21 protein-coding genes are annotated in these 23,616 nt (G+C 72.3%); 12 read left to right on the top strand and 9 right to left on the bottom strand.

The features are described from left to right. The first annotated feature begins 120 nt into the window (after positions 1-120). A complete protein-coding gene (locus AB0950_RS12225; protein ID WP_360148415.1) occupies positions 121-1,119 on the top strand; it encodes a TAXI family TRAP transporter solute-binding subunit in 999 nt (332 codons plus the stop codon). 289 nt (positions 1,120-1,408) lie between these two features. Here AB0950_RS12225 and AB0950_RS12220 read toward each other — a convergent pair whose 3' ends face one another. Together AB0950_RS12220 and AB0950_RS12215 are read right to left on the bottom strand one after the other, a co-directional pair. Then, entirely contained in the window at positions 1,409-2,812 is a 1,404-nt protein-coding gene (locus AB0950_RS12220) for a HAMP domain-containing sensor histidine kinase (RefSeq protein ID WP_360148418.1), read from the bottom strand. A gap of 9 nt (positions 2,813-2,821) precedes the next feature. Beyond that, entirely contained in the window at positions 2,822-3,508 is a 687-nt protein-coding gene (locus tag AB0950_RS12215) for a response regulator transcription factor (RefSeq protein ID WP_366778454.1), read from the bottom strand. A 288-nt stretch (positions 3,509-3,796) separates the two neighbouring features. On the opposite strand from AB0950_RS12215, the gene AB0950_RS12210 reads away from it, so the two are divergent. From AB0950_RS12210 to AB0950_RS12175, 8 genes are all read left to right on the top strand, one after another. Further along, positions 3,797-4,576, top strand: a complete 780-nt coding sequence (locus AB0950_RS12210) for an amino acid ABC transporter ATP-binding protein (RefSeq protein ID WP_360148424.1) — start codon at positions 3,797-3,799, stop codon at positions 4,574-4,576. Positions 4,577-4,642: 66 nt separating this feature from the next. After that, a complete protein-coding gene (locus AB0950_RS12205; protein ID WP_366778453.1) occupies positions 4,643-5,479 on the top strand; it encodes a glutamate ABC transporter substrate-binding protein in 837 nt (278 codons plus the stop codon). Between the two features lie 74 nt (positions 5,480-5,553). Further along, on the top strand, positions 5,554-6,219 hold the full coding sequence (locus AB0950_RS12200) for an amino acid ABC transporter permease (RefSeq protein ID WP_360148430.1): 666 nt from the start codon (positions 5,554-5,556) through the stop codon (positions 6,217-6,219). Further along, complete coding sequence (locus tag AB0950_RS12195) at positions 6,216-7,106, top strand: amino acid ABC transporter permease (protein ID WP_360148433.1); 891 nt, start codon at positions 6,216-6,218, stop codon at positions 7,104-7,106. Before AB0950_RS12200 ends, AB0950_RS12195 begins: the two co-directional genes overlap by 4 nt. Positions 7,107-7,283: 177 nt before the next feature. Further along, entirely contained in the window at positions 7,284-8,888 is a 1,605-nt protein-coding gene (locus AB0950_RS12190) for an FAD-dependent monooxygenase (RefSeq protein ID WP_366778452.1), read from the top strand. Between the two features lie 77 nt (positions 8,889-8,965). Beyond that, a complete protein-coding gene (locus AB0950_RS12185; RefSeq protein ID WP_351482515.1) occupies positions 8,966-9,052 on the top strand; it encodes a putative leader peptide in 87 nt (28 codons plus the stop codon). Between the two features lie 78 nt (positions 9,053-9,130). After that, entirely contained in the window at positions 9,131-9,664 is a 534-nt protein-coding gene (locus tag AB0950_RS12180) for a cysteine dioxygenase (RefSeq protein WP_360570056.1), read from the top strand. Then, positions 9,661-10,071, top strand: a complete 411-nt coding sequence (locus tag AB0950_RS12175; protein WP_366778451.1) for a rhodanese-like domain-containing protein — start codon at positions 9,661-9,663, stop codon at positions 10,069-10,071. The genes AB0950_RS12180 and AB0950_RS12175 overlap by 4 nt, the downstream gene beginning before the upstream one ends. An 86-nt stretch (positions 10,072-10,157) precedes the next feature. On the opposite strand, the gene recX is transcribed toward AB0950_RS12175, so the two are convergent. Then, the gene (gene recX / locus AB0950_RS12170; RefSeq protein WP_366778450.1) at positions 10,158-11,036 is read right to left on the bottom strand and encodes a recombination regulator RecX; all 879 of its coding nucleotides are present in this window, start codon (positions 11,034-11,036) and stop codon (positions 10,158-10,160) included. A gap of 3 nt (positions 11,037-11,039) precedes the next feature. Next, on the bottom strand, positions 11,040-12,167 hold the full coding sequence (recA, locus tag AB0950_RS12165; protein ID WP_360148448.1) for a recombinase RecA: 1,128 nt from the start codon (positions 12,165-12,167) through the stop codon (positions 11,040-11,042). A 311-nt stretch (positions 12,168-12,478) separates the two neighbouring features. Between recA and AB0950_RS12160 the strand changes: the two genes are divergently transcribed. Beyond that, positions 12,479-13,243, top strand: a complete 765-nt coding sequence (locus tag AB0950_RS12160) for a hypothetical protein (protein WP_366778449.1) — start codon at positions 12,479-12,481, stop codon at positions 13,241-13,243. A 119-nt stretch (positions 13,244-13,362) separates the two neighbouring features. Here AB0950_RS12160 and AB0950_RS12155 read toward each other — a convergent pair whose 3' ends face one another. Together AB0950_RS12155 and AB0950_RS12150 are read right to left on the bottom strand one after the other, a co-directional pair. Next, positions 13,363-14,496 (bottom strand): AI-2E family transporter, encoded by a 1,134-nt coding sequence (locus AB0950_RS12155; protein ID WP_366778595.1) that lies wholly within the window; start codon positions 14,494-14,496, stop codon positions 13,363-13,365. Between the two features lie 246 nt (positions 14,497-14,742). Then, positions 14,743-14,937: a DUF3046 domain-containing protein gene (locus AB0950_RS12150; RefSeq protein WP_330337439.1), complete on the bottom strand. Its 195-nt coding sequence runs from the start codon at positions 14,935-14,937 to the stop codon at positions 14,743-14,745. Between the two features lie 80 nt (positions 14,938-15,017). On the opposite strand from AB0950_RS12150, the gene AB0950_RS12145 reads away from it, so the two are divergent. Then, the gene (locus AB0950_RS12145; RefSeq protein ID WP_366778448.1) at positions 15,018-15,962 is read left to right on the top strand and encodes a hypothetical protein; all 945 of its coding nucleotides are present in this window, start codon (positions 15,018-15,020) and stop codon (positions 15,960-15,962) included. Between the two features lie 105 nt (positions 15,963-16,067). Here AB0950_RS12145 and AB0950_RS12140 read toward each other — a convergent pair whose 3' ends face one another. The 3 genes from AB0950_RS12140 to AB0950_RS12130 are packed head-to-tail and all read right to left on the bottom strand — an operon-like array spanning position 16,068 to position 18,183. After that, positions 16,068-16,376, bottom strand: coding sequence for an AzlD domain-containing protein (locus tag AB0950_RS12140; protein WP_361988626.1), 309 nt, complete (start codon positions 16,374-16,376; stop codon positions 16,068-16,070). Beyond that, a complete protein-coding gene (locus AB0950_RS12135; protein WP_366778594.1) occupies positions 16,373-17,263 on the bottom strand; it encodes an AzlC family ABC transporter permease in 891 nt (296 codons plus the stop codon). The genes AB0950_RS12140 and AB0950_RS12135 overlap by 4 nt, the downstream gene beginning before the upstream one ends. 50 nt (positions 17,264-17,313) lie before the next feature. Continuing rightward, positions 17,314-18,183, bottom strand: coding sequence for an AraC family transcriptional regulator (locus tag AB0950_RS12130; RefSeq protein ID WP_366778447.1), 870 nt, complete (start codon positions 18,181-18,183; stop codon positions 17,314-17,316). A gap of 395 nt (positions 18,184-18,578) precedes the next feature. On the opposite strand from AB0950_RS12130, the gene AB0950_RS12125 reads away from it, so the two are divergent. Continuing rightward, a complete protein-coding gene (locus AB0950_RS12125) occupies positions 18,579-23,561 on the top strand; it encodes an ATP-dependent helicase (RefSeq protein ID WP_366778446.1) in 4,983 nt (1,660 codons plus the stop codon). Positions 23,562-23,616: the final 55 nt, after the last annotated feature.

Here is a 23,616-nt window from a genome sequence, read left to right as displayed (position 1 = left end):
AACGGCGGCCACTGACAGTGCCCGACGTCCTCCTCCCGGGCCCCGCCCGGGAGGTCTCCGCGCCGCCCCACCTGTCCTCGGCCCTGGTCAGGGTCGCGCCCGGCCTGGCAGGATCGCCGCATGTCCAAGGTCTTCCCCCGTCTCGGCAGGCGCCGGGCGCTGCCGGCCGCGGCCGCCGGCGCCGTGGTGCTCGGCCTCCTGCTGTGGTGGCTGCTGCCGCTGGGCGAGAAGCCGCCGAGCGGGACGATCGTCTTCAGCACGGGCACGCCCCGCGGGGTCTACCAGGAGTACGGCGAGCGGCTGCGCGCCGAGTTCGCCAAGGACATGCCCGATCTGAAGGTGAAGCTGCTGAACAGCGCCGGTTCGCAGGAGAACGTGCAGCGGGTGGCGACCGGCAGGGCCGACTTCACCATCGCGGCGGCCGACGCGGTGGAGGCGTACGAGCTGGCGCACGGCAGCGGCGCCGGGCGGCTGCGCGGAGTGGCCCGGCTCTACGACGACTACGTGCACCTCATCGTGCGCAGCGACTCGGGCATCAGGAACGTCGCGGACCTGCGGCACAAGCGGGTGGCGATAGGGCTGCCCGACTCCGGGGTGCGGCTGATCGCGGACCGGGTGCTCAGGGCCTCCGGCATCGACCCGCGCAAGGACATCACGCCGTTCTCGGACGGCATCGACACCGGGCCCGACCGGCTGGAGCGGGGCCGGATCGACGCCTTCTTCTGGTCGGGCGGCCTGCCGACCAAGGGGCTCCTCGGGCTGGCCCGCAAGGCCGAGTTCACGTTCGTGCCGATCGAGGGCGATGTCGTCACGCGGCTGCACGGCCAGGGCCAGGAGTCGCGCTACTACCGGGCCACCAACATCCCCGAGTCCGCCTATCCGGCCGTGCAACAGGGCACCGAGGTGCCGACGCTCGCGGTGTCCAACCTGCTGATGACCCGCGCGGACGTGGACCCCCGGCTCACCGAATGGGTGACCCGCACGGTGATCAAGAGCCGCGACGGCATCGGCGCCCACGTCCACTCCGCCCAGCTGGTCGACCTGCGCACCGCCATCTACACCGACCCCCTCCCCCTCCAGGAGGGCGCCCGCCGCTATTACCGCGAGGTGAAGCCCTAAGAGGCGACGGCCCTCGCGCCGCTCGCTCCCGGTACGGGCGGACGGCCCTGAAGCGGCCTGGACCTCCGGTACGGCCCGGCGTCCCGGGGACCCGGCATCCCGGCGTCCCGACACGGCCTGGCCTCCCGGCGGCGAGTCCCGCCACGTACGGACGGCCGGCCCCTGCCATGCCCCCGCCGCCGACCCTGCGCCGCGGAGCCGCAGGCGGGTCACGCCCAGCAGCCCGTGCCCCATGAATCCGGGCCCCGGCCCCCAACCCCCGAGCCTTCGGGCCCCCGGGCCTCCCGCCTCAGCTCTCCCCGCCCCTCGGCACCCTCACCGTCACCCGCAGCCCCTGCGGCTCGTGGCGGGCGTAGTCGATCGAGCCGCCGCCCGCCGTGAGCAGTGTGCGCACGATGGACAGGCCCAGGCCCGAGCCCTTGATGTTCTGGTGGCGGCCGCTGCGCCAGAAGCGGTCGCCCACGCGGGCGAGTTCCTCGTCGGTGAGGCCGGGCCCGGTGTCGGTGACGACGACCATGGAGGTGTCGCCGTCGGCGGCGACGGTGACCTCCACCGTGCCGCCCTCGGGGGTGAACTTCACGGCGTTGTCGATCACCGCGTCCAGGGCGCTGGACAGGGTGATCGGGTCCGCCCAGGCGGTCGTGGGCGGGCAGTCCCCGGTCAGCCGGACGCCCTTGGCCTCGGCGGCCGGCGACCAGGCGGCGACCCGCTCCTCGGCGAGCGCGCCGATGTCGGTCACCTTCAGGTCCGCGTCGGCGTGCTCGGCCAGCGCCAGGTCGAGCAGGTCGTCCAGGACCTGCGCGAGGCGCTTGCCCTCGGTGCGGACCGAGGCGATCTCCTCGTTGTCCTCCGGGAGTTCGAGTGCCAGCAGTTCGATGCGCAGCAGCAGCGCCGAGAGCGGGTTGCGCAGCTGGTGCGAGGCGTCCGCGACGAAGGCGCGCTGCTGCTCCAGCACGTCCTCGACGTTGTCCGCCATCTCGTTGAACGAGCGGGCCAGCCGTCTGAGTTCCGGCGGTCCGCCGGCGACCGCGACCCGGGACTTCAGCCGTCCGGTGGCGATGTCATGGGTGGTGGCGTCCAGGACCCGTACGGGACGCAGCACCCAGCCGGTCAGCCGCAACGCGGCGCCCACGGCCAGCAGCATCGCCGCGATCTCGCCGGCCCCGATGATCATCCAGCCGCGCAGGGTCCGGGAACGCATCTGCCCGGTGGGCGAGTCGGTGACCACGACCGCCACGACGTCCCCGTCCCGGATCACCGGCGAGGCCACGATCAGCCGGCTGTGCTGCCAGGGCCACACCTGTCGGGGGTCATGGCTGCGCCGGCTGAGCAGCGCCTCCTCGAAGGCGTCCCGCACCTCCCCCGTCCGCGGTACGAACCAGTCGTCGGGGGCGTTGGCCATGGCGGAGCCGTTGCGGTAGAAGACGCCCGCGCGGATGCCGTAGACGTCGTAGTAGCTGGTGAGTTCGCTGCGCAGCGCCTCCAGGCGGTCGTCGGTGCCGGTGCGGCGCGATCCGCTGGGCCCCGCGGTCACGAACTGGGCGAGCGCCGCGAAGCGTGCCGTGTCGTCGATGCGGTCGACGACGACCTTCTGCTGCTGGGCGGCGGCCAGGCTGACGGCGAGCGGGACCCCGAGGGCGAGCAGGACCGCCGCCATCAGGACGATGAGCAGCGGCAGCAGACGTGCGCGCACCCCGCCCCGCTAGGCGACCGGGGCGACGAGTCGGTAGCCGACGCCGCGTACGGTCTCGATCAGCGCGGGCATGCGCAGTTTGGCGCGCAGGGAGGCGACGTGCACCTCCAGGGTGCGGCCGGTGCCCTCCCAACTGGTGCGCCAGACCTCGCTGATGATCTGCTCGCGCCGGAAGACCACGCCGGGGCGCTGTGCGAGCAGGGCGAGCAGGTCGAACTCCTTGCGGGTCAGCTGGACGACCGCGCCGTCCACGGTGACCTGGCGCGTGGGCAGTTCGATGCGGACCGGGCCGAGGAGCAGGGAGCCGTCGCCGCCGGACGCCGGGTCCTCGTGCGCCGTACGCCGGCTGACGGCGTGGATCCGGGCGAGCAGTTCACCGGTGTCGTACGGCTTGACCACGTAGTCGTCGGCGCCCAGGTTGAGCCCGTGGATGCGGGAGCGGACGTCGGAGCGCGCGGTGACCATGATCACCGGGGTGCTGGTGCGTTTGCGGATCTTGCCGCAGACCTCGTAACCGTCCTGGTCGGGCAGCCCCAGGTCGAGCAGGACCACGCCGAAGCCGTCGCTCTCGGGGACGAGCGCCTGCAGTGCCTCCTCGCCGCTGCGCGCGTGGGTGACCTCGAAACCGTGCCGGGCGAGGACGGCGGACAGGGCCGCTGCGACATGGTTGTCGTCCTCGACGAGCAGCAGTCTCATCCCGGCCCCCTTCGGTTCAGCGGTCGTACGGTCTGGGTTCGCCCGCATCGTGCGGCTCACGCGCGCGTGCCCATGGCAGTGACGCCGATGGAGAAGGACGGAGTCAAGAGCGTTCCGGTTGCCCGCAGCTTCCGTTATCCGGCCGATACGCACACGGGGGACAACTGCTACGACACGTGTCCGATTGCTATCGGATCGTGATGCTCAGATCTCCCTCAGATGTGATGACGCAGGTCACAGCCGCTCATTACTGTCCTCCGAAACCGAGGAGGACGGAGCCCGAGAGCGATGACCAATGTATCGGTGACCAAGGAGGAAAGTGTGGTCACGTCCGACGAACTGGTCGTCCTGAAGAGCGTCAACAAGCACTTCGGCGCGTTGCACGTGCTCCAGGACATCGACCTGACGATCGCCCGCGGCGAGGTCGTCGTGGTCATCGGGCCCTCCGGGTCCGGGAAGTCGACGCTGTGCCGCACCATCAACCGCCTGGAGACGATCGACTCGGGCACCATCACCATCGACGGCAAGCCCCTGCCGCAGGAGGGCAGGGAGCTGGCCCGGCTGCGGGCGGACGTCGGGATGGTCTTCCAGTCCTTCAACCTCTTCGCGCACAAGACCGTGCTCGAGAACGTCATGCTCGGACAGCTCAAGGTCCGCAAGGCGGACAAGAAGCAGGCCGAGGAGAAGGCCCGGTCCCTGCTCGACCGGGTCGGTGTGGCCACACAGGCCGACAAGTACCCCGCCCAGCTGTCCGGCGGCCAGCAGCAGCGCGTGGCCATCGCGCGGGCGCTGGCGATGGACCCGAAGGTCATGCTCTTCGACGAGCCGACCTCCGCCCTCGACCCCGAGATGATCAACGAGGTCCTCGAGGTCATGCAGCAGCTCGCCCGCGACGGCATGACCATGATCGTCGTCACCCACGAGATGGGCTTCGCGCGGTCGGCCGCCAACCGCGTGGTCTTCATGGCCGACGGCCGGATCGTCGAACAGGCCGCGCCCGACCAGTTCTTCAGCAACCCGCGCAGCGACCGGGCCAAGGACTTCCTGTCCAAGATCCTGCACCACTGACGCTGCCGCTTACAGGTTGCCTTTGCCCACGGACCTCGTTCCTCACCACTCCTAAGGAAGTTCAGCATGAAGCTCCGCAAGGTCACCGCCGCCTCGGCCGCCGTACTCGCCCTCGCCGTGGGGGCCACCGCGTGCGGCGGCGGCAAGAAGGACGACAACGGCTCCTCCGGCGGCGGCAAGAAGATCGCCATCGGTATCAAGTACGACCAGCCGGGCATCGGCCAGAAGACCCCGCAGGGCTACGCGGGCTTCGACGTCGACGTGGCCACCTATGTCGCCAAGAAGCTCGGTTACTCGGCCGACCAGATCGAGTGGAAGGAGTCGAAGAGCGCCGACCGCGAGACCATGCTGCAGCGCGGTGACGTCGACTTCATCGCCGCCTCCTACTCGATCACCCCCGAGCGCCAGCAGAAGGTCGACTTCGCCGGCCCTTACCTGCTGGCCCACCAGGACGTACTGCTCCGCGCGGACGACAACTCGATCAAGTCTCCGTCCGACCTCAACAACAAGAAGCTGTGTTCGGTCACCGGCTCGACGTCGGCGCAGAACGTGCACGACAAGCTGGCCCCCAAGGCGCAGTTGCAGCAGTACCCGACGTACTCCGCCTGCCTGACCGGTCTGCAGAACAAGGCCATCGACGCCCTGACCACGGACGACGCCATCCTCGCCGGTTACGCCGCCCAGTCCCAGTTCAAGGGCAGGTTCAAGCTCGGCGGCTTCAAGATGACCAACGAGAACTACGGCATCGGCGTCAAGAAGGGCAGCGACCTCAAGGCCAAGATCAACAAGGCGCTCCAGGACATGGTCGCCGACGGTTCCTGGCAGAAGGCCGTGGACAAGAACCTCGCCCCGGCCGGCTACAAGAACGAGCCCGCCCCGAAGATCGGCGACATCAAGAGCTGAGGAAACGCCTGCGGGTGCGCCGTCCGTGAGGGCGGCGCACCCGGGCATCCCTACACGCGGAAGCGCGGGAGATCGTGTTCGACTTTCTTGACAAGTACGACGTGCTGGGCGCCTTCTGGACGACGGTGCAGCTCACGCTGCTGTCGGCCGTGGGCTCCCTGGTCTGGGGCACCCTGCTGGCCGGCATGCGGGTGGGGCCGGTGCCCCTCATGCGCGGTTTCGGCACCACTTACGTGAACATCGTGCGCAACATCCCGCTCACGGTGATCGTTCTGTTCGCCTCGCTCGGCCTCTACTCCACGCTCGGCATCGATCTGGGCTCCGACAAGGTCGACACGATCAACTTCCGGCTGGCCGTGCTGGGTCTGATCGTCTACACGTCGGCCTTCGTGTGCGAGGCGATCCGCTCCGGCATCAACACGGTGCCGGTCGGCCAGGCCGAGGCGGCCCGGGCCATCGGCCTGAGCTTCACCCAGGTACTGGGTCTGGTCGTGCTCCCGCAGGCCTTCCGCGCGGCCGTCGGCCCGCTGACCAACGTCCTGATCGCGTTGACCAAGAACACGACGGTCGCGGCGGCGATCGGCGTGGCGGAGGCGGCGCTGCTGATGAAGAAGATGGTGGAGAACGAGGCCCAACTGCTCGCGATCTCCGCGGTCATCGCCTTCGGGTTCTGCTGTCTGACGCTGCCGACCGGTCTGATCCTCGGCTGGGTGGGCAAGAAGGTGGCGGTGAAACGATGACCTCGGTCCTGTACGACGCCCAGGGCCCGCGCGCCAAGCGGCGCAACGTCCTGTACACGGTGGTCTTCCTGGTCGCCCTCGCCGCCCTCGTGTGGTGGGTGTACACGGCCCTCGACGACAAGGGCCAGCTGGCCTGGGCGCTGTGGAAACCGTTCTTCGGCTCGGAGGCCTACACGACGTACGTCTGGCCGGGCCTGCAGAACACCTTGAAGGCGGCGGCCCTGGCGATGGTCATCGCGCTCCCGCTGGGTGCCGTCTTCGGCATCGCGCGGCTGTCGGACCACGTGTGGGTACGGGTACCGGCGACGGTCGTGGTCGAGTTCTTCCGGGCGATTCCGGTGCTCGTCCTGATGATCTTCGGCAATGAGCTGTACAGCCAGTACACCAACGTCAGTTCGGACGACCGTCCGCTGTACGCGGTCGTCACCGGCCTGGTGCTGTACAACGCGTCGGTGCTCGCCGAGATCGTCCGCGCGGGCATCCTCGCCCTGCCGAAGGGCCAGTCCGAGGCCGCGATGGCGATCGGTCTGCGCAAGGGCCAGGTGATGCGGATCGTCCTGCTGCCGCAGGCGGTCACCGCGATGCTCCCGGCGATCGTCAGCCAGCTGGTGGTCGTCGTGAAGGACACCGCGCTCGGCGGCGCCGTCCTCACCTTCCCCGAACTGCTCGCATCGGCGAACACGATGAGCGGCTACTACGGCGCCAACACCATCGCCTCCTTCACGGTGGTGGCCGTGATCTTCGTGGCCGTCAACTTCTCGCTGACCTCGTTCGCGAGCTGGCTCGAGGGCCGGCTGCGACGACGCAAGAAGTCGACGGGCGCGGTGCTCGGCGTCGAGGACGCCGTGGACATCGCGGGCCATGCGGGAGCGGGTACCGCCGCCTGACGCCGGCTCAGGCCCGAAAGCATGACTCGGAGGCAGTGGCATGATCGCCACTGCCTCCGTTCGCTTGACGCAAACTCTGCCAATGGGTTGCATACGTTTTGTGATCGTGCACCCCGCTCCACCTTCCTGTTCACTTGTCTCCGTCAGGGCGTCGTCACGGGCAGGGGGCACCGCGTCATGGACCCGGTGATCGTCGTCGGAGCGGGGCCGGTCGGGCTGGCGCTCGCCCTGGCGCTGGCCCGCCAGGACGTGCCGTGCGTCGTCCTGGACGAGGGCCCCGGCAAGGACGAACCCCGCCCGGCGCGCACCGTCGTACTGCGCGAGGAGACCGCCGCCCTGCTGGAGCGGCTGACCGGGGTGGCGCTCGACGAGCACGGTGTGCGCTGGGCCGGATGGCGGTCGGTCAGGCGCAAGCAGGTGACGAACGAGATCGCCTTCGACGCGGACGATCCCGCGGCCCCGCTGCACATCGCCCAGCACGCCGTCACCGGCGCCCTGCGCGCGGCCGTCGCCGACGAGCCCCTCGTCAAGCTGGCCGTGGACAGCCGCCTGGACGGGATCGAGCAGGAGCGTTCCGGCGTCACCGCGCACACTCGCGGCCCGAACGGCACCTGGTGGCGCGGCATTTACCTGGTCGGCTGCGACGGCCCGCGCTCCACGGTGCGCAAACTCCTGGACGTCCGTTTCCCGGGCCGTACGGCGGTGGAGCGGCACGCGGTCGCCGCGCTGCGCACGGAACTTCCGTGGGAGGGTCACGCGTTGCTCCATCGGATGCCGCCGTGGCGGCAGTCCGGGCCCTCGGCCGGGGAGGTGACCGCCCGCCCCCTCCCGGACGGGGTGTGGCGCCTGGACTGGCTGCTGCCGCCGGGCAAGGACCTGGTCACGCCCGAGATCCTGGTGGCCCGGATCCGCGAGACCCTCGCGGGCTGGACCGGCGGCTCCGCACCGGCGTACGACCTGCTCGACACCGGTGTCCACACGGTGCACCACCGGCTGGCCCGCCGGTGGCGCGTCGGCCGGGTCTTCCTCGCCGGGGACGCGGCCCACCTGCTCGGCGCGCTCGGCACCCAGGGGCTGGACGAGGGCCTGAGGGACGCCGACAACCTCGCCTGGAAGCTGGCCTCGGCCTGGCACCACGGCCCGCGCGAGGCGCTGCTGGACAGCTACCAGACCGAGCGGCGCGCGGTGATCGCCGCCCGGCTGCGCGCCGCCGACCAGGCGCTGCCGGTGCTGCGCGGCGGGGGCGGGCTGCGCCAGATCATGCCGGGTGCGGCGCGGGGCCACGACGCGCTGCTCACGGACGGTCACCTGGGGCGCGGGCCGCTGGGTGCGCCGGGGGTGTACGCCTCCTCGCCGCTCGCGCCCGGGCACCTGGAGGGCGAGATCCCCGTCGACACCCTGCCCGGCGCGCCGGTCACCGACGTACGGGTCACCGCGGAGGATGGTTCCTTCGTCCAACTGCGCGACCGGCTCGGCCGCGGCGCCCTGCTCGTGGTCCTGATCGCGCCGGGCACGGGCGTGTGGGACCGCAAGCACTGGGTCTCGGCCGGAGTCATGCCCCGCCTCGCTGCGGCCGTGACCGCGCTGCCGTGCCCGGCGGAACTGCTGGTCGCCGAGAGCTACCCGGGCGCACCGGCGCACAGCGTGCTGCTGGTACGCCCCGACGGCCATCTGGTCACCGCGCTGAGCGGAGTCCGGCCGGCCGATCTCTACGCGGCGGCGGAGGCGGCGGTGGGCGGCACGGCCAAGGAAGAGGCACGGGTCGCTTCCGGCGCCCGCTGATCCGAGGGGTCGTCACCCTCTGTCCACATGGTGACGGTGAGTTGACCGGAGTACGCCGGCATGCTGTACTCCGGACCATGACCGACACCTATGTGCGCCTGTGGCGGAGGGTCCACATGGACCTCGTCCGCTACGCGGGCTGCGTGTGTCGCCCGTCCTGCTGAATTCGCATCCCTTTTCCCTTTCCGGGCGCCTCGCAGCGCCCGTTCCGCGAACCTTCTTCAGGCTTCAGGACGGTGTACGTGTCTGTCTCCCCTGCTTCCCTGTCCCCTGCCGTCGGCTCGGCGCCCACCCAGGCGGACCTCCTCGACTTCGTACGGCGTGCGGCCGCCGACGCCGAGCTGATCGCCTCCCTTCCGCTCGATCCGGAGGGCCGCACCTGGGTGCGGCTGGAGGGTCCGGGCGGCAGCGAGGCGTGGCTGATCGGCTGGCCGCCCGGCACCGGCACCGGCTGGCACGACCACGCCGACTCGGTCGGCGCGTTCTTCACCGCCTCCGGCGCGCTCAAGGAGAACTCGCTCGCCGCCCGGCTGCCGACCGACGGCTGGAAGACCCTCGAACTCACCGAGGGCGTGGACCGCGAACGCCGGCTGGCCGCGGGCCAGGGCCGCGCCTTCGGCCGCCACCATGTCCACGAGGTCCTCAACGAGTCCCGCGACGAGCACGCGATCTCCGTGCACGCCTACTATCCGCCCCTGCCGCGTATCCGGCGCTACAGCCGCACGGGGCAGGTGCTCCACCTCGAGCAGGTCGAACGCCCGGAGGACTGGCAGTGAGCGGCATCGGTCAATCTCCGGTCGGCATCGACGAGTTGCTGGATCGGGTGCGCGCGGGCTACCGGCGCATCGAGGCACGAGAGGCGTACGAGGCGGCGCGGACGGGTGAGGCGCTGCTCGTCGACATCCGGTACGCGGCCCTGCGCGAGCGGGACGGGCTGATCCCCGGCGCGCTCGTCGTCGAGCGCAACGAACTGGAGTGGCGCCTCGACCCACAGGGCAGCCACCGTCTCCCCGAGGCCACCGGCCACGACCTGCGTGTGGTGGTCATCTGCAACGAGGGTTACGCCTCCAGCCTCGCCGCCGCCTCCCTGCACCAACTGGGCCTGCACCGGGCGACCGACCTGGTGGGCGGCTTCCAGGCATGGCGAGCGGAAGGCCTGCCGGTGGAGCCGGCCACGCCCTGACCGAGGTCCGGACCCCCGTGCCGGGCGCGGGGGTTCTGCCATCTCCCGGTGACTGGGAGCAGAGCAGCCAGCACCTCGGCGCAGGGTCAGAAGTCCCCTTCGAGGAACTCGGTGTCCTCGCCCTCTTCCTCCAGTGCCCGGCGGACGACGCGGAGGGCCATGCCCTCGGGGTAGCCCTTGCGGGCGAGCATGCCGGCGAGCCGGCGGAGCCGCTTGTCACGGTCGAGGCCACGGGTGGCGCGCAGTTTGCGGGTCACGAGTTCGCGGGCCGTCGCCTCCTCCTGCTCGGAGTCGAGCTGGGAGACGGCCTCGTCGATCAGCGTCGAGTCGACCCCCTTGGTGCGCAGCTCCTGGGCGAGCGCCCGGCGTGCGAGCCCCCGGCCGTGGTGCCGGGACTCCACCCAGGCGTCCGCGAACGCGCCGTCGTCGATCAGCCCGACCTCCTCGAACCGCGACAGCACCTCCTCGGCCACGTCCTCGGGGATCTCCCGCTTGCGCAGGGCGTCCGCGAGCTGCTTGCGGGTGCGCGGGGTCCCGGTGAGCAGGCGCAGGCAGATCGCCCGTGCCCGCTCAGCCGGGTCCCCTGAAGACTCCCCCCGCTCGGCCCTCGACGAGGAAGGGGCGCCTTCGTCCTCACCGGGCGCGTCCCCGAAACCGCGCCGTCTCCGGCCGCGGGCCCGGCCGCCCCGCGGGCCCGCGCCGCCGTGGGACCCACGGCCGGGCGAGCCATCCCCGTACGGCTCGCCGCCCGGGTCACCCGGGTGGGAGCCGCCGTCGTCCCTGTGCCCCCGGGTGCCGCGCTCGTGGTCGTGGTCGTGCCCGCCGTGGCCGTCGTCCCGGTGTCCGCCGTCCCGGTGTCCGTCGTCACCGGCCGGTGTGGGGTCCGAACAGCCCCCGGTGCCCCTCCCCCGTGGGGCACCGGGGGTGGCGTACTCGTACTCGGCCCAGTCGGTTCGCCGTGTCACGGGTCAGCTCTTGGCCGCGGCGGCCTTGGGCTTGGTGGCCTTGGCGGCTGCCGGGGCGGGCACCGTCTTGGCGTCGTCGGCGGCCGCGGTGGTGACCGCCGCGTCCGTGCCCGGCTCGGCGGCGGGCTCCTCCGGCCGGACACCGACGCCCAGCTTCTCCTTGATCTTCTTCTCGATCTCGTTGGCCAGATCGGGGTTGTCCTTGAGGAAGTTGCGCGCGTTCTCCTTGCCCTGGCCGAGCTGGTCGCCCTCGTACGTGTACCAGGCGCCGGCCTTGCGGACGAAGCCGTGCTCCACGCCCATGTCGATCAGGCCGCCCTCGCGGCTGATGCCCTGGCCGTAGAGGATGTCGAACTCGGCCTGCTTGAAGGGCGGGGCGACCTTGTTCTTGACGACCTTGCAGCGGGTGCGGTTGCCGACCGCCTCCGTGCCGTCCTTCAGGGTCTCGATGCGGCGGATGTCGATGCGCACCGAGGCGTAGAACTTCAGCGCGCGGCCACCGGTTGTGGTCTCCGGGGAGCCGAACATCACGCCGATCTTCTCGCGGAGCTGGTTGATGAAGATCGCCGTGGTCTTGGACTGGTTGAGCGCGCTGGTGATCTTCCGAAGCGCCTGGCTCATCAGACGGGCCTGCAGACCGACGTGGCTGTCACCCATCTCGCCCTCGATCTCCGCGCGCGGGACGAGCGCTGCGACGGAGTCGATGACGATCAGGTCGAGGGCGCCGGAGCGGACCAGCATGTCCACGATCTCCAGCGCCTGCTCGCCGTTGTCGGGCTGGGAGAGGATCAGGTTGTCGATGTCGACGCCCAGCTTGCGCGCGTACTCGGGGTCGAGGGCGTGCTCCGCGTCCACGAAGGCGACCTGACCGCCGGCCTTCTGGGCGTTGGCCACGGCGTGCAGGGTCAGCGTGGTCTTACCGGAGGATTCCGGTCCGTAGATCTCCACGACACGGCCGCGCGGCAGGCCGCCGACGCCGAGAGCCACGTCGAGTGCGGTCGACCCGGTCGGGATGACCTCGATGGGCTCCCTCGACCGCTCGCCCATGCGCATGACCGCGCCCTTGCCGAATTGCCGTTCAATCTGTGCGAGCGCGGCGTCGAGCGCCTTCTCGCGGTCGGTTCCTGCCATGGGTTCCACCCGGTTTGCTTGAGTCGATCGCTTCACGTCAAAGACGCTAACGCCTGCCACTGACAATGCGCCCCGACGCCGGCCTGGCCTGTGGATAACTATGGGACTCATCCCCGCAGAACGGGACGAAATCCGCTTCGGAAGCCTCGCCTGAGCCTCCATAAGAATGGATGTTCGATTTTGGTGTCAAGCGCACCACGCGGCGCGCGGAACCGGTTCTTCACCGCCGGGCACCGCTACTCCCGGCGGCGTACGGCGGGTGCCTCCAGCCGGACGACGACCGCACGGGCCGGCCCCGGGAGCCTTGGCCCATGACCGATCCGCGTACCGCCGACCGCCTCTGCCGTGCCGACCGCCTCTGCCATGTGACGGGGCTGCTCCTCGTCCTGTCCGGTCTCGTGCACCTGGTGGTGTTCGCCGTCGACGGCGGCCCGTGGGACGGCCCTGTCTCCTGGCGCAAGCCCGTCACGTTCGGGGTCTCCTTCGGACTGACGCTGATCGCGGTCGCCTGGGTCACGTCGTACCTGCGTGTCGGCGCGCGGCTGCGTTCGGTCCTGCTGCTCGTCTTCGCGGCCGACTGCGTGGTGGAGGTCGCCGGGATCACCCTCCAGGCATGGCGCCGGGTGCCCTCGCACCTGAACATGGAGACCCCCTTCGACACGACGGTGTCCATGGCACTGGCGGTGGGCGGCGGTGTGCTGGTCGTCCTGCTCACGGTCTTCGCCGTCGCGTCCTTCCGGCGCCGGCCGACGGGCCCGGCCGGCATGCCGCTCGCCGTCCGCTCAGGGTTCGCGATCCTGCTGGTGGCGCTGGCCTCCGGGGCGGCGATGATCGCGCGCGGGGTGGTGCTGACCAGGACCGGCCATCAAGAGGCCGCGTACCACTCGACGGCCCCGCTCAAGCCCCTGCACGGCGTGAGCCTGCACGCCGTGCTCGTCCTGCCCGCGCTGGCCTGGCTGCTCTCCCGCTCGCCCTGGAACGAACGGACACGCCTGCGGATCGTGGCCGCGGGAGTCGGCTGCTACGCGGCGGCGGTCGCCGTGGCGGGGCTGTGGGCGGTGCTGACGTACCGGTGACAGGGCGGGAGCGGTGGGCCGGCCCACGACGCCCGTCCCGTCACCGGCTCACGCCGTCCGTCCTCAGGCCGCCCCCGCTACGGCGACGCAGACATCCGCTGACGACGAGCGCCCTGCTCCTACGACTCCTCCGGCTCGGGCTGCCCGGCTCGTGGCCGGCGTATCCGGGCCAGCATCCCGGGACTGCCGGCACCCCGGCCGCGGTGCCCGTGCACGCGCGGGTCGTCCGTGACGGCGTACCGCTTCACATACGCGCCGAGGAACGCCTGGAGCGTGGCCACCGCCGGAATGGCGATCAGCGCGCCGACGGCGCCCAGCAGCGCGGTGCCCGCGATGACCGAGCCGAAGGCGACGGCGGGATGGATGTCGACGGTTTTGGCGGTCAACTTGGGCTGGAGCATGTAGTTCTCGAACTGCTGGTAGACCACGACGAAGACCAGCACCCACACCGCGTACCAGGGCTCGACGGTGAACGCGATCAGCATCGGCAGCGCGCCCGCGAGGTAGGTGCCGATGGTCGGGATGAACTGCGAGACCAGGCCGACCCAGACACCGAGCACCGGCGCGTACGGCACACCCAGGGCCTGGAGCAGGATGTAGTGGGCGACGCCGGAGATGAGCGCCATCAGGCCGCGCGAGTAGAGATAGCCGCCCGTCTTGTCGACGGCGATCTCCCAGGCGCGCAGGACCTCGGCCTGGCGCGCGGGCGGCAGGACGGAGCACAGGGCCCGGCGCAGCCGGGGGCCGTCGGCGGCGAAGTAGAACGAGAACAGTCCCACCGTCAGCAGCTGGAAAAGCCCGCCGAGCACCTGTGCGGAGACGTCGAGGACACCGGCGGCGCTGTTCTGCGCGTACTTGCGCAGCCAGTCGGAGTGGAGCAGGCCCTCCTGGATGTCCACGCGCCGCAGTTGCGTGTGGAAGGTCTCGTTGATCCAGTTGATGAGCGAGTCGAGGTAGGCCGGGAAACCCTCGACCATCTTGATGATCTGGCCGGCCAGCATGGAGCCGAGCAGGGTGGCGAATCCAGCGGCGATGACCGTCAGCCCGAGGAAGACGAGGAAGGTGGCGAGTCCCCTGCGCATGCCGCGGGCGGACATCCGGCTCACCGCGGGTTCGACCGCCAGGGCCAGGAAGAACGCGATCAACACGTTGATCAACAGTCCGGTCAGCTGGTGGAAGGCCCAGCTGCCGAGCTGGAACGCGGCGATCAGCGCAAGCGCGAGCACCATGGCGCGCGGCAGCCAGCGCGGCATGCGGGCGGCCGCAACCACGGCGCCGGGCGCCGGGGGCCGCTCGGGCCGGGTCGTGCCGGTCGATGCCGCGTCCCGGGTCGGCGGCTCGTTGTCCTCGTCGATGGATGCCACGGGCCAAGTCTCGCCCACGTCACCGACAACCCGCGCCCACCTGCGATCTTCGCGGCCGTTCAGCACCGTACAGTTGACCACTTAACGAAGAAAAAGGGGGACTTTTCCGGCAGCGAAGTCCGCGAAGTCCGTGCCTCAGCGCCGCTCGCCCGGCACGTCCATGACCGCGCAGACCACGCGCCACACGTCCTTCGCGTCCCAGCCGGCCTCCAGCGCCTGGTGCACCGTGCGCCCGCCCAGCTCCGACATGACGTGATCACGCGCGAAGGTGTCGGCGTACCCGGGACCGAAGTGCTCCGCCATCCGCTGCCAGAAGACCGTCAACCGCATGACTCCAGTATCCCGCCCCTGGGGGTGGGCCCCGGCCGGGAGCACTTGCCGAGACCGCTTTCCGCCCTACGGTCTGACGCATGGCCGAAACAGGAGCTTCCCCACTCCCCTCCACGCCCCCGGCGCGCTCTCCGCTCTTTCGCGCCGAGCAGTTCGTGTGGCTCAACGCGCGCGTGCTGGAGCAGCGCCTCTTCGCGCACCACTTCCTGCACGGCAGCCCGGACGCGGTGGAAGCGGCGCTGGACGCCTACCGCAACGAGGACGGCGGATACGGGCACGCGCTGGAGCCCGATCTGCGCGGCCCCGTGAGCCAGCCCCTGCACACCGCGCACGCGCTGCGGGTGCTGGACGCCATCGGGCGCTGCGGCGGGCAGCGGGTCGAGCGCGTGTGCCGCTATCTGACCGCGATCTCCACCGCCGACGGCGCCCTGCCGGCGATCCATCCCAGCCAGCGCGGATATCCCGCGGCGCCGTTCGTCCCGGTCGTCGACGACCCTCCCAGCGACCTGCTCGCCACCGGACCGGTGGTCGGACTGCTGCACCGCAACGAGGTCTGGCACGCCTGGCTGTTCCGGGCCACCGACTTCTGCTGGCAGGCCGTGGAGTCCCTGGAGAAGTCTCACCCCTACGAGGTGGAGGCCGCCGTGGCCTTCCTGGACTCAGCCCCCGACCGCTCGCGCGCGGAGGCCGCCGCGGACGGGCTCGGCCGCCTGGTGCGCGAGCAGCGGCTCGCCGCCCTGGACCCGGAGAGGCTCGACGCGTTTCCGGTGGCGTCCGGCTACGCCCCGGGCGAGCACCACTTCCCGCACGACTTCGCCAGGACTCCGGAGTCGCTCGCGCGCGCGTGGTTCACGGACGATGAGATGGCGCGCTCCTTGGACCACCTCGCCGCCGAGCAGCAGGACGACGGCGGCTGGCCGATCCGCTGGCGCCAGTGGGCACCGGCCCCCGCGCTGGAGGCACGCTCCCTGGTGACGGTCGAGGCGCTGCGCACCCTGCGGGCGTACGGCCGGTACGTGGGCTGAGCCGGTGCCTCGTCGGCGGCTGATCGGGCGCGGCCGGGGACGGATCACTTCGCACGTTCACCCGAGGGCCGGCCGGACGCGCCGACTGCGTGCTCCGAGGTCTCCTCACCCTCCGAGGGCCCGTACGCCCGCCGTCACCACCACGGCCGCCGCGACGACCAGCAGGAACGGCGCGCGCAGCACCAGCGCCACGGCGGCCGCGCCGAGCCCGGCGATCCGTGCGTCCAGCACGAGCGCGTGCCCGTCGGCGAACGTCTGCTGCGCCGTGAGCGCGGCGAGGAGGGCGACGGGCAGCAGGGCGGCGAGCCGCCGCACGAACGGCCGCTCCATGACGCCCGCGGGAACCAGCAGCCCGGCGAGCTTGACGGCGTAGCAGCCGAGGGCGGTCAGGCCGATCGCGATCCAGGTGTTCACCGGCTCTCCTCCCCCTCTGCGGATGCGTCCGGTCCATCCGGTCCAGCCCGTCCATCCAGTCCACCCGGCCCGTCCATCCCATCGACCCGGTCAACATGGTCAACCTGATCCGCTTCGTCCGATCCAGTACGTGCAGCCGGTCCAGCCGGTCCATCCGATCCACTCGGCCGGTCCGGCGCAGGTGACACACCTCGTCGGGCACGCCCCTCGCGGCGTCCCTCGACTACGAGGGCGACCGGTGCCGCCAGAGCCGCCACCAGAACGGGGGCACCCGCCGGCAGGACGGGCAGCAGGCCGAGGCCCAGCAGGACCGCAAGGCCCGCGACCGCCCGCTCGGTCGTGGTCCGCAGCATGGGCGCGAGCAGCGCCAGGAACACGGCGGGTCCGGCCGCGTCCAGGCCCCACGCACGCGTGTCGCCGATGGCCTTGGCGCCGAGCGCGCCGAGGAGCGTGGTGAGGTTCCACAGGGCGTACAGGGTGAGTCCGGTGACGGTGAAGCCGATGCGCCGGGCCCGCCGGGTCGGCTGTGCCAGGGTGACCGCCGTGGTCTCGTCGATCACCCACTGGGCGGCGAACGGCCGTACCGCGCGCGGGAGAGCGAGCAGATGCGACAGCCGGAGCCCGTAGAAGGCGTTGCGCACGCCGAGGAAGAAGGCGCCGGCGGCGGCCGTGAACGGGTTGCCGCCGGCGGCCAGCGCTCCGACCAGGGCGAACTGGGAGGCGCCGGTGAAGACCAGGAGGCTGAGCGCGCAGGTCTGGAGAAGTCCGAGCCCGCTGCCGGCCGAGGTCACCCCGAAGGCGAAACCGGACAGCCCCACGGCGACGCCGACCCCGAGGGCGTCCCGTACGACGGCCCGGTCGGGCTTGTCCTCGGCGTCGGCTGTCATGTCCGCGAGTAACGTCTGCTGTGCCACACGCGGGACGGTACGGGCGTCCTTCAGTCCGGGTCTTGTACGTTCTTGCGCCCGCCTTCGCCGGATGCCATGCGCTCCCGCTGGTATGCGCCCGGGGGCACGCCGACGATCCGGGTGAAGTGCCGGTTGAGATGGGGCTGGTCGGTGAAGCCGACGGCCACGGCCGCCTCGGCCGGGGGCGCCCCCGCATCCAGCATCAGGCGCGCGCGGCGCACCCGGGCGTCGGTCAGACAGGCGTGCGGCGGCATGCCGTAGGTGTCGCGGAACGCGCGCAGCAGCGCGAAGGGGCTGGTGCCGAGGTCGGCGGCCAGGCGTTCCAGGGTCGGGGGCTCGGCCATGCACTCCTCGAGCACGGCACGCGCGCGTGCCGCGACACGGGCTCCCGCCGTGCGCACCGGCCGCTGCGGCAGTGGGCCGCCGTTCAGCCGCAGCAGCCTGGTCACGGCGACCCGCAGCAGGGTGTCGGCGGCCAGCGCGTTGCCCTCGTCGGCGGCGCGGAGGATCTGGTGGACCAGGCGGACGGTGTAGGGGTCGTCGAGGACGGGGCTGACGAAACCCGGCGTTCCCCTGATGCCGGTGGTCTCCGCCGCGATCGCGGCGACCACCTCGGGCGAGGGGTAGACCGCGCCGTACCGCCAGCCCTCCGGGACACCGGCGCGGCCGGTGTGCGGGGTGTCCGGATTGACGAGGGCCAGGGAGCCGGCGGGGACGTACACGTCGGAGCCGCGGTGCTGGAAGACCTCGACGCCGTCGGCGATGGCCGCGATCACGAAATGCTCGTGGGTGTGCCGGACGAAGGTCTTGCGGACGTACCGGGCCCGCAGCAGGTCCACGCCCGGCAGGTCGTCGTACCGCCAGTGCCGCGCCCGCTCCACCGGCCGACGCCCCGCCACACCATCACCGACGCGCTCTCCGCCCCGCTGATCGGCGTCCTGCCGGTTCCGCCCGCGCCCCACCGGCCGGCCCTGGTCCGCGTCCCCACCAGCCCGCTCTCCACCCCACTGATCGGCGTCCTGCCAGTTCCCCCCACCCGCCACCGGCCGGACCGCAGCCGCGTCCCCACCAGCCCGCTCTCCACCCCGTTGATCGGCGTCCTGCCGGTTCCGCCCGCGCTCCACCGGCCGGACCGCAGCCGCGCCCCCGCGGACCCGCTCCTCATCCCAGCCTGCTGCACCCGTCATGCGCCCATTCTCCGCCCGGCCGTCCGCGAGCCGCCCCCGCCCACCCCTGCCGGACGGCGTTTGCCCAGGTCAGCGTCATTGTCAGTGGGCGGGTGCAGGATGGACGCATGGTCAGCTCCGCACATCGAGCCCTCGACGGCTTCTCCCCCGCGACCCGCGGCTGGTTCACGGGGGCGTTCTCCGCGCCCACCGCGGCCCAGGCCGGCGCGTGGCAGGCCATCGGCGCGGGCTCGGACGTGCTGGTGGTGGCCCCGACCGGTTCGGGCAAGACGCTGGCCGCGTTCCTCGCCGCCCTGGACCAGCTGGCCTCGACCCCGCCCCCAGCCGACCCGAAGAAGCGCTGCCGGGTGCTGTACGTGTCCCCGCTGAAGGCCCTCGCGGTCGACGTCGAGCGCAATCTGCGCAGCCCACTGACCGGCATCCGCCAGGAGTCCGTGCGCCGGGGCCTGCCGGAGCCCGAGGTCAGGGTCGGCATCCGCTCCGGTGACACCCCGGCGGCCGAGCGGCGCGCCCTGTCCACCCGCCCGCCGGACATCCTGATCACCACCCCCGAGTCGCTGTTCCTGATGCTGACCTCGGCCACGCGTGACGCGCTCACGGGCGTGGAGACGGTGATCCTGGACGAGGTGCACGCGGTCGCGGGCACCAAGCGCGGCGCTCATCTGGCGCTCTCCCTGGAGCGGCTCGACGAACTGCTGCCGCGGCCGGCCCGCCGGATCGGCCTGTCGGCAACCGTCCGCCCGGTGGACGAGGTGGCCCGGTATCTCTCGCCGCGCCGCAAGGTGGAGATCGTCCAGCCGGAGTCCGGCAAGGAGTTCGACCTGTCCGTGGTGGTGCCGGTCGAGGACATGGGCGAGCTGGGCGGCTCCCCGGCGGCCGACGCCGGCGAGGGCGGCGAGAAGCCGTCGATCTGGCCGCATGTCGAGGAGCGGATCGCCGACCTGGTGCAGGCCCACCGCTCCACGATCGTGTTCGCCAACTCCCGCCGCCTCGCCGAGCGGCTGTGCAACCGGCTCAACGAGATCGCCTACGAGCGGGCGACCGGCGAGACCCTGGACGAGCACCACTCCCCGGCCCAGCTGATGGGCGGCTCGGGCGCCGCCCAGGGCGCGCCCCCGGTGATCGCCCGCGCGCACCACGGCTCGGTCTCCAAGGAGCAGCGCGCCCTGGTCGAGGAGGACCTGAAGGCGGGCCGGCTGCCCGCGGTGGTCGCCACCTCCAGCCTGGAGCTGGGCATCGACATGGGCGCCGTCGACCTGGTCGTGCAGGTTGAGTCCCCGCCGTCGGTCGCCTCCGGGCTGCAGCGCGTGGGCCGCGCGGGACACCAGGTGGGGGCCGTCTCCACCGGTGTCGTCTTCCCCAAGTACCGCGGTGACCTGGTCCAGGCGGCGGTGGTCACCGAGCGGATGCGCTCGGGCTCGATCGAGTCCCTGAGGGTGCCCGCGAACCCGCTGGACGTGCTCGCGCAGCAGCTGGTCGCCATGACGGCGCTGGACACCTGGCAGTTCGACGACCTGCTCGCCATGGTCCGCCGCGCGGCCCCCTTCGCGTCGTTGCCCGAGTCGGCGTTCACCGCGGTCCTGGACATGCTCGCGGGCCGCTATCCGTCGGACGCGTTCGCGGAGCTGCGCCCGCGCGTGGTGTGGGACCGCGTGGCCGGCACGATCACCGGCCGCCCGGGCGCCCAGCGGCTCGCCGTCACCTCCGGCGGCACGATCCCCGACCGGGGCCTGTTCGGGGTCTTCCTCGCCGGTTCCGACCCCAAGAAGGGCGGCGGCCGGGTCGGCGAGCTGGACGAGGAGATGGTCTACGAGTCCCGGGTGGGCGACGTCTTCACGCTGGGCACGAGTTCCTGGCGCATCGAGGACATCACCCGCGACCGCGTCCTGGTCTCCCCCGCACCCGGCGTGCCGGGCCGGCTGCCCTTCTGGAAGGGCGACCAGCTGGGCCGTCCGCTGGAACTGGGCCGCGCGGTGGGCGCTTTCCTGCGCGAGGTGGGCTCGCTGCACAAGGACGACGCCCGGCTGCGGCTGCTGGCGGCGGGCCTGGACGCATGGGCGGCGGACAACGTGCTGTCGTACCTGGACGAGCAGCGGGAGGCCTGCGGCCATGTCCCGGACGACCGCACCATCGTCGTGGAGCGCTTCCGCGACGAGCTGGGCGACTGGCGGGTCGTCGTCCACTCCCCCTTCGGCGCCCAGGTGCACGCCCCGTGGGCCCTCGCGCTCGGCGCCCGCCTGTCCGAGCGGTACGGCATGGACGCGCAGGTCATGCACGCCGACGACGGCATCGTGCTGCGCCTGCCCGACGCCGACCTGATGGGCCTGGACCTGCTCGACCAGGAGCCCATGAAGGCCGGCACCGAGTACGACACCGAGCAGGCGCCCGTCGGCGCGGCGGACGTCGCCTTCGACAGGGGCGAGGTCGACCAGATCGTCACCGACCAGGTCGGCGGGTCCGCCCTTTTCGCCTCCCGGTTCCGCGAGTGCGCCGCCCGGGCGCTGCTGCTGCCGCGCCGCAACCCCGGCAAACGCACCCCGCTGTGGCAGCAGCGCCAGCGGGCGGCCCAGCTGCTCCAGGTGGCGAGCGAGTTCGGCTCGTTCCCGATCGTCCTGGAGGCGGTCCGCGAGTGCCTCCAGGACGTCTTCGACGTCCCCGGGCTCGTGGAGCTGATGGGCGACATCGAGTCCCGCAAGGTGCGCCTGGTCGAGGTCACCACCCCGGAGCCGTCCCCGTTCGCGCGCTCCCTGCTGTTCGGGTACGTCGCCCAGTTCCTGTACGAGGGCGACTCCCCGCTCGCCGAGCGCCGTGCCGCCGCCCTCTCCCTGGACTCCCGGCTGCTGGCCGAGCTGCTGGGCCAGGCGGAGCTGCGGGAACTGCTCGACGCCGACGTGCTGACCGAGCTGGAGCGCGAGCTGCAGTGGCTCACCGAGGACCGCAGGGTCAAGGACGTGGAGGGCGTCGCCGATGTGCTCCGGCTGCTCGGCCCGCTGACCGACACGGAGTTGGTCGCGCGGGGCGCGGATCCGCAGTGGGCGCGCGAGCTGGCCGGCGCGCGCCGGGCCATCAAGGTCCGGATCGCCGGCGCGGACCACTGGGCGGCGGTCGAGGACGCGGGCCGGCTGCGCGACGCGCTCGGCACGGCCCTGCCGGTCGGCGTGCCCGAGGCCTTCACCGAGCCGGTCAAGGACCCCCTGGGCGATCTCCTCGCACGGTACGCCCGCACCCACGGCCCGTTCACGTCGGTCACGGCGGCGGCCCGCTTCGGCCTGGGCGTGGCGGTCACCGAGGGCGCGCTGCAGCGGCTGGCCGCGAACGGCCGGGTGGTCCAGGGCGAGTTCCACCCGGCGGGCATCGGCCAGGAGTGGTGCGACGCGGCCGTACTGCGCCGGCTGCGCCGCCGTTCCCTGGCGGCCCTGCGCCATGAGCTGGAACCCGTGCCACCGGCCGCGCTCGCCCAGTTCCTGCCGCAGTGGCAGCACATCGGCAAGGGCCACGGTCTGCGCGGGACCGACGGACTGGTGCGCGCCATCGAGCAGTTGCAGGGCGCCTCCGTGCCGGCGTCCGCGCTGGAGAAGCTGGTCCTGCCCTCCCGCGTGGTGAACTACACACCCGCCATGCTCGACGAGCTGACCGCCGCCGGAGAGGTGGTGTGGGCGGGCGCGGGCGACCTGCCCGGCAAGGACGGCTGGGTCTCGCTGTATCTGGCGGACGCGGCCCCCCTGCTGCTCCCGCCGCCCCACCCCCTGGAGCTGACCGCGCTCCACCAGTCCGTGCTGGACGCGCTGTCCGGCGGCTACGGCCTGTTCTTCCGCCAGATCGCCGATCAGGTCCGGGCCAGCACCCACCCCGAGGCCACCGATCCCCAACTGGCCGACGCGCTCTGGGACCTGGCCTGGTCGGGCCGGCTCACCAACGACACCCTCGCCCCGATGCGGTCCCTGCTGGGTTCGGGCCGTACGGCGGGGTCGACCGCCCACCGCGCCAAGCGTGCCGTCCCGCGCGGTCGTTACGGCTCCCTGACGGCCGCCGCCCGCAGCGCGTCCCGTAGCGGCCCGCCCACCGTCGCCGGCCGCTGGTCGCTGCTCCCCGCGGCCGAGCCGGACGCCACCGTGCGCGCCCACGCGCTGGCCCGCACGCTGCTGGACCGGCACGGCGTGGTGACCCGTGGGGCGGTCGCCGCGGAGGGGATCGAGGGCGGCTTCTCGGCGGTGTACCGCGTGCTGTCCGCCTTCGAGGAGAGCGGCCAGGCGCGGCGCGGTTATGTGGTCGAGGGGCTGGGCGCGGCCCAGTTCGCGATGGACGGCGCGGTGGACCGGCTCCGCGCGGTGTCCAACGCGCGTGACCGCGGGGAGAGCACCACCGCCGGAAACGGCTTCCCGGGCCCCTGGAACGGCTTCACCACGCCCGCGTTCGGGGGCGATGCCGGCGGCGGCGAGAGCACACCTCACGGCCACCCCCTCCCCGGGCCCTTCGACGGGTCGGGCGGCGGTTTCGCCCACCCCGGCCTCGACGGCGACTTCACCTGGCCGCCGGCGGACCCCCTACCCGCGCCCGGCGAGTACGTCTCGCCCCGCGACCTCGCCGACCCCTTCGCCTCCCCCGGCTACGGCGGCCCCCGAGGAGGCGGCTCCGATGCCTTCGGCTCACCGGCGCCACGCGGGTACGGCAGCGGTCGTACGAGCACGGCCGCGCCCGACCCCCGTGCCGTCGTCCTCGCCGCGGCCGACCCCGCCAACGCCTACGGCGCGGCCCTGTCCTGGCCCGAGCCGCCGACCGGCGCCGGCCACAAGCCGGGCCGCAAGGCGGGCTCGCTGGTCGTCCTGGTGGAGGGCGAGCTGACGCTGTACATGGAGCGCGGCGGCAAGACCCTGCTGGCCTGGCCCGACACCTCGGACACGGAGGCCGCGGACGACCCCCGGCTGCGTACGGCGGCGGAGGCCCTGGCCGCGGCGGCCCGCGCGGGCTCCCTCGGCACGGTCACGGTCGAGCGGATCAACGGCGTCCAGGCCCTGACCTCGCCCATAGGCGCCCTTCTGGAAGCCGCGGGCTTCGTGGCCACGCCGCGCGGCCTGCGCCTGAGGCCATGACCCGGCAGAGCATGACCGGCAGCCATGGCCGGGGACCGTGACCGCCGCCGCCGAA

It is taken from the genome of Streptomyces sp. NPDC007189, assembly GCF_040703635.1.
In the GTDB taxonomy this organism is placed as follows: Bacteria; Actinomycetota; Actinomycetes; order Streptomycetales; family Streptomycetaceae; genus Streptomyces.
The sequence above is the reverse complement of the archived record's forward strand: the minus strand, read 5'-3'. Positions and strand labels throughout refer to the sequence as shown.